General features: G+C 36.1%; 10 protein-coding genes. 7 read left to right on the plus strand and 3 right to left on the minus strand.

All coding sequences use genetic code 11. The annotated features are described in order from the left end of the window. The 6 genes from ACQR30_RS15840 to ACQR30_RS15865 form a co-directional block, all read left to right on the plus strand. Nucleotides 1-656 (plus strand): TolC family protein (locus ACQR30_RS15840; protein ID WP_429736731.1); only part of this gene is annotated, 656 nt, incomplete at its 5' end. Between the two features lie 51 nt (nucleotides 657-707). Further along, on the plus strand, nucleotides 708-1826 hold the full coding sequence (locus tag ACQR30_RS15845; RefSeq protein WP_429736732.1) for an HlyD family secretion protein: 1119 nt from the start codon (nucleotides 708-710) through the stop codon (nucleotides 1824-1826). 99 nt (nucleotides 1827-1925) lie between these two features. Then, nucleotides 1926-3509 carry a DHA2 family efflux MFS transporter permease subunit gene (locus ACQR30_RS15850; RefSeq protein WP_429736733.1) on the plus strand — a complete coding sequence of 528 codons (1584 nt, stop codon included), beginning with the start codon at nucleotides 1926-1928 and terminating at the stop codon, nucleotides 3507-3509. A 154-nt stretch (nucleotides 3510-3663) separates the two neighbouring features. Then, on the plus strand, nucleotides 3664-4593 hold the full coding sequence (locus ACQR30_RS15855; protein ID WP_429736734.1) for a helix-turn-helix domain-containing protein: 930 nt from the start codon (nucleotides 3664-3666) through the stop codon (nucleotides 4591-4593). A 173-nt stretch (nucleotides 4594-4766) separates the two neighbouring features. Beyond that, nucleotides 4767-5330, plus strand: a complete 564-nt coding sequence (locus ACQR30_RS15860) for a hypothetical protein (protein ID WP_429736735.1) — start codon at nucleotides 4767-4769, stop codon at nucleotides 5328-5330. Nucleotides 5331-5643: 313 nt separating this feature from the next. Beyond that, the gene (locus ACQR30_RS15865; protein WP_429736736.1) at nucleotides 5644-6042 is read left to right on the plus strand and encodes a hypothetical protein; all 399 of its coding nucleotides are present in this window, start codon (nucleotides 5644-5646) and stop codon (nucleotides 6040-6042) included. Here the strand turns inward: ACQR30_RS15865 and ACQR30_RS15870 are convergent. The 3 genes from ACQR30_RS15870 to ACQR30_RS15880 all read right to left on the minus strand — a co-directional run bounded on the left by ACQR30_RS15870 (nucleotide 6034) and on the right by ACQR30_RS15880 (nucleotide 9625). Then, nucleotides 6034-7287 (minus strand): DUF445 domain-containing protein, encoded by a 1254-nt coding sequence (locus ACQR30_RS15870; RefSeq protein ID WP_429736737.1) that lies wholly within the window; start codon nucleotides 7285-7287, stop codon nucleotides 6034-6036. The genes ACQR30_RS15865 and ACQR30_RS15870 overlap by 9 nt on opposite strands. A gap of 266 nt (nucleotides 7288-7553) precedes the next feature. After that, on the minus strand, nucleotides 7554-8750 hold the full coding sequence (locus ACQR30_RS15875; protein ID WP_429736738.1) for an aminopeptidase C: 1197 nt from the start codon (nucleotides 8748-8750) through the stop codon (nucleotides 7554-7556). A gap of 149 nt (nucleotides 8751-8899) precedes the next feature. Further along, nucleotides 8900-9625 carry a M15 family metallopeptidase gene (locus tag ACQR30_RS15880; RefSeq protein ID WP_429736739.1) on the minus strand — a complete coding sequence of 242 codons (726 nt, stop codon included), beginning with the start codon at nucleotides 9623-9625 and terminating at the stop codon, nucleotides 8900-8902. Nucleotides 9626-9724: 99 nt separating this feature from the next. Between ACQR30_RS15880 and ACQR30_RS15885 the strand changes: the two genes are divergently transcribed. Then, a partial coding sequence (locus ACQR30_RS15885) for a hypothetical protein (RefSeq protein WP_429736740.1) occupies nucleotides 9725-9939 on the plus strand: 215 nt, incomplete at its 3' end.

Here is a 9939-nt window from a genome sequence, read left to right on the forward strand (position 1 = left end):
TGGGTTTAAGTGATAGCACAAATATCTTAATTGATTCTTCAGACATCTTGCCCGAGCCGGATGTGCAAAGTGTAGCGGCTTTGGAATCAATGGCCCTTTCTAATAGATTTGATTATTTGGCTTTGCTTCAGCGTCAAAAAGCTGCCTCTTATAATACTAAAATAGTAAAAGGGGATGCTTTACCTACCGTTGCGTTAACAGGCGGGTATATCGCTGCCGACATTCCCAATGCCTTATCCGCCTATAATGTTGTAAATGTTGGTGTGGGCGTAAGCTATAATATTGGGTCTTTGTATAAAAACAAAGCGAAAGTACGTCAAGCTAAAACGCAAGAGAAAATTTTGCAAATACAACAACAGCAAATGGATGACGATATTCGTACGCAGATTTTTCAGGCATACAATGATTATTTGCACAGTGTGAAAAAAATAGACGTTTATAAGAGTGCCATTTCGCAAGCGAAGGAAAATTACCGGATTACAAAAAATAAATACGACAATTCCTTAGCTACCGCGACGGATTTGCTAGATGCCGATGTAGCTCTGTTACAATCGAAAATAGATTTTGAATATGCACGTGCCGATGCCGCCGTTTCCTACAATAAAATATATGAAACAGTGGGCCTCTTAAACAAGAAATTAAATAACGTTAATTAATAGATTATTCTTAAATCTAAAAACCATTCTCAAAAATTTAAAGTAAACAAAATGTCTAATACAGAAACAAATCCAAAAGCGAAGAAAAAACCTAGTGCAATGTTTGCTATCATTTTTTCTATTCTAGTGATTGCCGGTGTTATCTACGGCGTAATGACCTACATGCATGCCCAAAAACACGAAGAAACAGATGATGCACAAATTACCAGTGATATCAGTCCCGTAATTCCACATGTGTCAGGTTATATAAATGAAGTGAGGGTAAAAGATCATCAGAAGGTTCATAAAGGTGATACACTTGTTATTTTGGACGATAGAGATTTTAAAATAAAATTAGAAGATGCTCAGGCCGGATTAATTTCAGCTCAAAGTGGTGTGGGCGTTGCAAATGCAGGTATTGGCGTTGCTGAAAGCAATATCATTAGTTCAAAAACGAGTGTACAAACGGTTGATGCGCAAATAGCTGCTGCCAAAGTGAAATTATGGCGCGCGAATAACGACTTTGAACGTTATAGCAATTTGATCAAAGATCATTCAATTACACAACAGCAATTTGAACAAGCACAAGCGACAAAAGAACTGGCAGAAAGACAACTAGATATTCTACAAACGCAGAAGACGGCGGCACAAAAACAGGCAGCGGCAGTCGTTTCTCAAAAGAGCGTCTCTTCTGGTCAGGTTAGCGTAGCTGATGCCCGTATTAAACAAGCGCAAACAGCAATTGATGCAGCTAAATTAAATTTGACTTATACAGTAATTACCGCAACAGTAGATGGCCAAGTGGGCGAAGTAAACTTGCAACCTGGTCAGTTTGTTCAAGCCGGACAGGCATTGTTTGATATAATTCCTAGCCAAGAAAGATGGGTAATCGCCAATTTTAAAGAAACACAATTAAAAAGGATTAAAATTGGTCAAACGGTGAGTATTGCTGTTGATGCGCATCCTGATTTAAAGTTGACTGGTCGTGTAAGTTCTATCTCTCAAGCTACCGGCGCAAAAATGTCATTGTTGCCCCCGGATAATGCTTCGGGGAATTTTATCAAAGTGGTACAACGTATTCCGATAAAAATAGATTTTGTAAATGCCTCAGATTCTGTACTTAATTTGTTAAGCTCTGGCATGAGTGTAGAAGCTGATGTGCATTTAGATTCAGATACGTCTTCTAAATAAAAAGTTGAAGTAGGAAGTGTGGATCATGTGTTTTTGGTTGGATAATAATTTTTTAAAATTGATTGTCCAATTGCTTCTTCATTTTTTAAATTAATTTGAATGGAAAATTTACAGCAAGACTCATTGGTTGAGTATGGCTTTACGAGGTTTGTAATTATTATCACCGCCATTCTTGCAGCATTACTAGAAATCATCGATACGACGATTGTAAATGTTGCTCTCAATGATATGAAAGGTAATTTGGGCGCTACATTGAGTGAAATTGGTTGGGTGATCACGGCATACGCCATTGGTAATGTAATTATCATTCCAATGACGAGTTGGCTATCTCAGCAGTTTGGACGACGCAATTATTTTGCTGCCTCAATAATATTATTTACGGCTTGTTCTTTCTTTTGTGGAAATGCCACCACATTGTGGGAGTTGATATTATTCAGATTCTTACAGGGAGCAGGAGGCGGTGCTCTATTAGTAACATCACAAACCATTATTACTGAAGTTTTCCCCATAGAAAAGCGTGGTATGGCTCAAGCTATTTATGGATTGGGTGTAATTGTAGGCCCTACACTCGGCCCGCCATTAGGAGGCTATTTGGTTGAGACTTACAGTTGGCCTTACATATTCTATGTGAATATTCCGGTTGGTATTGCTGCTACTTTTATGACCTTGCGTTATATACGAAGTCCCAAGTTTGGTAGAAAAAAGAAGCCAAGTGAAGTAGATTGGTATGGTATATTTTTCTTAATGCTTGCGGTAGGTTGTCTACAATTTGTATTAGAACGCGGACAAGAAGAAGATTGGTTCACCAGCCATCTCATTATTATTTCTTCTATAGTATCTTTTATAATGTTCTATTTCTTTATATGGCGAGAGATGGTGGCAAAAGATCCTATCGTAAATCTCCGGGTTTTAAAAGATAAAAACCTGGCCATTGGTACAATACTCACTTTTATCTTGGGATTTGGGTTGTATGGATCGACGTTTATCATCCCGCTTTATTTGCAAAACATCTTAGGATGGACTGCATTTCAAGCAGGGGAAATAATGGTACCATCGGCAGTGGTAACAGCTATTATGATGCCTTTTATAGGAATGATGTTACAAAGAGGTGTGAAACAACAAATTCTTATTGCCGTTGGATTTATTATGTTTTTTGTGTATAGCCTTTGGGGCTATAAAATATTGACACCCTTCACCGGCTTTGAAAATTTCTTTTGGATGTTAATGTTGCGCGGCTTTGCTTTAAGTTTGATATTTATTCCCATTACAACTTTGGCCTTGTCGACGCTTACCGGAAAAGCTATTGGAGAAGGAGCTTCATTTACTGGTATGGCAAGGCAGCTGGGAGGTTCTTTTGGTGTGGCGATTATCACGACATTTATGACCAGACAGATTTTTACCTATCGGCAAGACATGGTTGCTCACGTTACTAATTTTAGTGGAAAGTTCCAAGCACGTTATGAAGGTCTGGTCGCTAAGTTTTCGCATAGTGGCATGGCTATCAATCAGGCACAAAAGGCCGCTTATGCTGCTACCGAAGGCGCTATCATGAAGCAGGCTTCTATACTTTCATATATGGACGTGTTTCTTTACATAGGTTTTATGTTTTTAATATGCGTACCATTTGTACTGCTGGTAAAAAATAAAAAACTAAAAGGAAAGATCAACTTAGCGGCCCATTAGTTTATAGAAATATAACTTAAGTTGCTTGATGTTTTTCTTTAAAAAGCACAGGCAACTTTTTTCTTTACTTACAAATTTAAAAAGCGTCCGGCCACTGGACGTTTACAATCTTTCTCGACTAAATATTGTTTGATCAAGCATACATATACATTATATGAACAATCCTATTAAGACTATTAACCTTGATACCATAAATTCAACTAATCTTTTACCTTCAGTAAAAGTTGAATACTTAGAAAATATTACAGCCAGATATAAAACCATTAATAATTCGATAAAGAACTTTATCATATTTAAAACGAATTGTCGTTTAAGTCAAGGCGTTCCTTATAAGTTAGACCACTACGCGATAACACTGTGTTTAAGGGGAAGTTGTCAAAAAACGATGGGACATCATTCCTTTAAAATTGCTGCCGGGACTTTACATATCACTTATCCGGGAATGATTAGTGTGTTTGACAATGCCTCTGATGATTTAGAACTTTATATTGTACTTTTTACCAAAAAATTTATTGATGATTTATATCTAAGAGAAGGTGTTATTGAACCCATGTTAAATACAAATGTGGATTTTCCGCCCCTTGCACATCTTGACGGGAATAACTTTAAGTCTATTCTTGGTTTATTTGAACAAATGAGTAATGAATATATTAAAGAAGAGTCTTTTCATGTTCAGATAATCCAGACGTTATTGATGCAACTGTTTTATTTGTGTGGTAGACTTTTCAAAGATTACCCTCATGAAGAACATATTAAATTATCCAGAAGCCATCATATTGCTCAACTCTTTAAACAGAATGTCGATAAGCTCTTTATAGAGAAACGTACTATTCAGGAATATGCCGATTTGTTGAATATTAGCCCTAAGCATTTGGGCGAAATAGTGAAGCAAGAAACGAATGAATCGGCGCTGAAAATAATTCATGAACGTATCTATAATGAGGCTTTGTACATGTTGAATTATACAGCCATGAGTATTAAGGAAATATCCGAATATTTAAACTTTGATACACCTTCTCACTTTACCAGATTCTTCAAGCAAATTGCTGGATATACACCTACTGCATTTAAAAAAGCAGTTTAATTATTAGCAAATGGACTTATCCGACAAATTGGTCATTGTTTCCGTATAATTGGCATTGTGCAGTTATCTATATGGAAATACCTTTGCCTAGTCAATGAGTTAATAAACACATACTGCAGTAAAAGAATAATGACTCAAGATATAATTATTAAACAAAATAAAAGATTTAAAAAATGAAAAATTTAACTAAAATAGGGTTGTTCCTCTTCGCTATTTTAATTGGCGTAACTACAAAGTCAAACGCACAAAGCACAACACAACGCAGTGGAATTATTTTGGGCGTAGGTCCACAATCAAACCTTCCACTGGGGACATTTAAAGACGCTTACGACTGGTCAATAGGTGGATCCATTCAAGGAGATTTCGCAGTTGTTAAAAAAGATTTGTATGTAGTTGTAAATGCCGGATATGATAACTTCTTTGCAAAAAATGATTTGACAAACGCAAAAGATTTGGGACTTATTCCTGTAAAAGCTGGTTTGAAGTATTATTTTCCTACAACCAATTTGTATGTACAGGGTACCGCTGGTGCAGCTTTCTTGACAAACAAATCCGATGTGAATGCCGATAAATCAACCGCATTTTTATACAGCCCTCAGATTGGCTATTTATTAAACTTAGGCGGCAAAAACTACCTTGATTTAGGTGTTAACTTTCAGAGCATTTCAAAAATTAATGACAATGGAAGTGCAGTCAATTCTCTTGGATTAAGAATAGCGTATAATTTTGGATTGTAATTTTACAAATTTTGAATGAGTGAGAATGAGTAGAGGCGTTTTCATAAGAGGTTGTCATTTTGGCAACCTCTTTTTAATAAAAAATAATTAAACAAAATGCTCACCAAGTAGGAATGACGTCGTTCTTAAAGATTGTTCTACTGTTTGTCGACTGAGTTTATATATTGTGTATAATCATTTCGTTTATTCGGACGTATTTGGAAATATATATTGCGACACGCGATACCGCACTGTTATCAACTGGGCAAATCGAGAGGTGTAGCGTTTCATACGGATTTGACGTTCTATTAATTTATATTCCGGACAAATCTGTATGAAAAAATTATTTTTAAACATTTTTTTATTGGTGATCTTGGCTTTTGCTATTGCTTGTAGCAAGAGCATCAATTCTTCTAGCAGCCCATTAAAAGGTCAATGGGAGCTACGTCATGCGTATGGAGGCATATTGGGATTTGATTCTGTATATGCTGCCGGTAACGGGAATACGATTCTATTTACGCAAAACGACTTTTCGAAATTTAAGGATCAACAGCTCACTGAAAGTGGTTTTTACTCTTTGCATACGGAGAATGGTTTGCAAACAATCAATTTTAAAGAAACAGATAGTCAGTACAGTTCCGGGTACAAGATACTAAATGATGCTTTGTATCTCGATGTAAATGCCTTGGCATATGATGGTATTGCGAAGATGTATGTAAAGATCTCAGAATAGCTGGGTAATAGCGTAAATAAGTAAACCTACCAAGCCACCCACCAAAGTGCCATTTATGCGGATGTATTGTAGATCTTTACCTACTTCAAGTTCCAACTTTTCACTCAATTCACGGCCCTTCCAATTACCGACAGTATTGCTGATAATGGCTGCTACAGTTGCTTTGTTCTTCAGAATTAATCTATAAGTATTGTACTTTACTTGCTTATTAATCTTATGTCTTAAAGTTTCATCTGTATTTAAATTTTTCGCGAAACCGGAAATAGTTTTGTTGAGGTAGCTGAAAAAATTAGAGTCCTTATTGTCCAATTCTTTGAGGACGGTTGCCTTTATATTTTGCCAAATGTCATTTGCATATTGCTGTAAATTTTCTGGTGAAAATAAGCCCGATTTTATCTTTTCAAAATCGTCGTTCCACTTATTTTCTTCTTTGAGTTGTCGCGTGAAATTGTATAAGTGGAGGGTGATTTCCTGTCGTATTCTATGATTTTTGTCATCCTCTATTTCGTGTAAAAAATTAGCCAGCCCAACTGTGATACGGTTAGCCAGCATATTATCGACAAACCCGGGAACAAAGAGTCCACTTTCTTTTTTTACACGTTGCCTCACCGTATCTTCATTCTCAACAATATAATATTTTATTCTTTTTAAGAGAGAGGAGAGCACTTTTTCGTGTTCCTGACGGTCCAATAGGTATTGAAGGATGGTGGCGAAAACTTTATTCATTTCCACTTTCTTGATTAATTCCGTTCCCTTTTTTGAAATAAAAGCTGCGATGTCTTCATCTTTTATATCTTCTAAAATTTTATTTAAAATGATAGAAGTTTCCTCAATAAGTTGGTGTCTGTTGCTTTCTTTTTCCAGCCATTTGGTAAGCACCCCAGAAATATCAATTTGATCAATGTATGGGCGAATAGTCTCCGGGTTTAAGAAATTATCTACTACAAATGCGCCTAAGTTATTGCCTATATCCTGTTTCTTTTTTTCAATTAAATTAGTGTGCGGAATCTTTAATCCTGCTGGATGATGAAATAATGCTGTAACTGCAAACCAATCGGCTAATGCGCCTACCATGGCTGCTTCGGCGAAAGCTTTTACATAACCCAGCCAGACATTTGTGTGGGAACGAAGTACAATTTCCGTTATTATATATAACGCCAGCATTATTATAAAAAAGGAAGTAGCAAGTGTTTTATGCTTTTTTAATTGTACTGCCTTTTTGTGACTGGTGTTGTTTGTTTTCATAATAGGGTAAAGATAAAAAAACGCTGGTAAACATGCATGTTTGCCAGCGTTTTAAATAATATCGTTCATAAAGGCTGTGGACTACCCACTCACGTCAGAGCCGATAAGTTGGCTTCGGAGGTCATAGACTTATCTAATGCTAACGCCTTACTCCGTTTTTGTTGAGTGTTCTGGTTAGTTTCTAAACCAGACAGTATTTTTAAACCTTGTTTGTCGCTTACATCCACAATCCACCCTAAAGCGATAGATGGGTTATACGCTTCTTTTTATAAACTCATTTTCTTGCGAAATGCTTTGGGTACAGCTTTTTTGTTTACCAACATTGAGGTGGTTTTATATTGTACGTAAGCTTTTGAAACATACAAAAAGCCTTTATATTGATTGGTTTCACCCCAAGAATTTTTTACAATATAAAATTCTTTACCATCTTGATCTTTTGCCAGACCTACAATATGCATACCGTGATCATCTGTTGTTGTATAATCGTTTAAACCTTCTTGACGATTTTCAGGTGTGATTTGCATTTCAGTTCTATCGCCTTTGTATAGGGCAGTTTTTTCGTCTTTATTAAGTTTTTTGCCTTCTAATGCTAAAGCATTCTTAGGTACAAAAGCTACACCGTTAGGCCAGCTGAAATATGGTTCAGAAACATCTGCCCCCCATCCCACGGTATAACCATGTTTCAATGCATTGTCAATGATGTCCGTCATATCGGTAGGGGTAATGTTGTAATCCCATTGGTAAGCCCAGTTATCTGAGGCCATCATCATCGCCTTTTTATAATAAGGTGTCGTATTTTGAGAAATAAATTCTACATAATTATCCGGATTTAATTTTACGACATCTTTTGCAAAGGTTTGCGGTGTATAAGTTTTTCCCTTGTAGGTAAAAGTTTGAGGTACGGCGCCTAAACTATCGTCCAATACTTTTTTGAATTCGGCTTTCCATGCTGCAGGATCTATTTGTCCTTTAATCTTAGTTACCGAGTCTAAGATGTTTTTCAATACTTTTTGCATGGGTCCAAAATGGTTTATTTTTCTACCATCTACTAATCCGGTATAATCTGTTTCAGGTATTGCACCGTATTTTGCATACATATTTATTACATCATGGCCTTCTCCTCCGTCCCCCCAGGAGAGACCACCCTGCATTAAAACATATGCATTGGCTTTGTTCAAATAGGCATTATAGACAGTGTATATTTTAGAAAGATGTACTGGATCTCCACCATTTTTAATCATCTCAGATTCTAAGAAAGAATTGGCGGAATAACTCCAACAGGTTCCAGAACTTCCTTGGTTCTCGATGGGTGTTGTTGAAAGGTCAATTAAATTGGTAAAATGGAAGCCTTGGTTTGCTGCATCTGTTGCATTTTCGCTTGCCTTTTTTACTAAATCTACTTGCGCATTAGCCACCAATATGGTTGCTGAAATAGCAAGCGCAGAAAGGAAAATTTTTTTCATTCGAATTGCTTTTTTTAAATTGTTTTGCTATATACTGTCCACAAGGATTGCTTTCAGCATTGTACTTTATTCGTCTCCTGAATAGAAAACGAGGTGTCAAAGATAGGGGTTCTAACTATATATTATAAGGAATAAAAACACTTGTTAGTTTAATTTTTGTTTTCTTTCACAATTCTTGCTAATTCATCAAAATTTAGATTAATGATATGGTATTTTCCATTTGAATTGGGAAAGGAAAAATGCCACCATTCTGTTGACAAAATTTTGAAGCCGTGTTGCTCCATTACTCGCTTTAATATGTTTCGGTTCTCGATTACCGCAGCGGGAAGCTGCATATAGTCTTGCGATGCTTTGTTCGTAAAATTATCAAATCCAGTCGGCATTTGTAAAAGCTTCCCTGTTGATAAATAATACAAACTTAAATCTACTGAAATCCCTTTATTGTGCCCACTGCCGTTCTTTGGATTAGCTGCGTAACGTGCATCCGGTACCACTTTCCACATTTTTTCGGTGACGAAGTAAGGTCGGTATGCATCAAATATTACGATGCCCAATCCCCTTTTCTTCAATGCAATTGCTACTTGCCGTAATGCTTTTGCAGCGGGTAGTCTTAAGTAAGGTTTTGGATTTTTGTATAAAATCGTATGTGTGAAATTTTTGGTTGTTGCATATACAAAATCTATTTTTAGGTGATCTATATATTGATCGAGTGGCACTAGTTTAAGTGTGCTGTCTTTTTCAATTAATAATTGATAATTTTCGACGTTGTCAATTATTTCGAGTCCATATTTATTTTTTGTGTAGGTTTGAGCAATTGTATTGCTTGGGAGTGTACCTAACAATATTATTAGACCAATAAATATTTGCTTTTGCATAGAATAAAGATATATAATTTGACGTGAAATATGGAAGCAATGGTTAAGGCGATAGTCCCTTGTCTCAGAATAAATGTAGAAATATAATATAGTTACTAAATGAAGAATTGTTTATTGATCATTTTGGCATTTTTGTTTTGTGTTAATATTCTATTTGCGCAAGATAGTGCGTTAATTAAATATACTGATACCGGTAAGATAGTTTGCGGTAAAGCGTCTTTTTATAGTAGAAGTTTAGATGGGTCTAGAACAGCGATTGGTACAAAATTCAGGCATAATAAAATGACAGGAGCGAGTAACTTCTTTAAACTACG

Source organism: Arachidicoccus sp., from assembly GCF_050436765.1.
Taxonomy (GTDB): Bacteria; Bacteroidota; Bacteroidia; order Chitinophagales; family Chitinophagaceae; genus Arachidicoccus.

Coding starts and splice junctions, on each gene's coding strand:
- ACQR30_RS15845 (WP_429736732.1), top strand. CDS start 708: ATGTCTAATACAGAAACAAATCCAAAAGCGAAGAAAAAACCTAGTGCA.
- ACQR30_RS15850 (WP_429736733.1), top strand. CDS start 1,926: ATGGAAAATTTACAGCAAGACTCATTGGTTGAGTATGGCTTTACGAGG.
- ACQR30_RS15855 (WP_429736734.1), top strand. CDS start 3,664: ATGAACAATCCTATTAAGACTATTAACCTTGATACCATAAATTCAACT.
- ACQR30_RS15860 (WP_429736735.1), top strand. CDS start 4,767: ATGAAAAATTTAACTAAAATAGGGTTGTTCCTCTTCGCTATTTTAATT.
- ACQR30_RS15865 (WP_429736736.1), top strand. CDS start 5,644: ATGAAAAAATTATTTTTAAACATTTTTTTATTGGTGATCTTGGCTTTT.
- ACQR30_RS15870 (WP_429736737.1), bottom strand. CDS start 7,287: ATGAAAACAAACAACACCAGTCACAAAAAGGCAGTACAATTAAAAAAG.
- ACQR30_RS15875 (WP_429736738.1), bottom strand. CDS start 8,750: ATGAAAAAAATTTTCCTTTCTGCGCTTGCTATTTCAGCAACCATATTG.
- ACQR30_RS15880 (WP_429736739.1), bottom strand. CDS start 9,625: ATGCAAAAGCAAATATTTATTGGTCTAATAATATTGTTAGGTACACTC.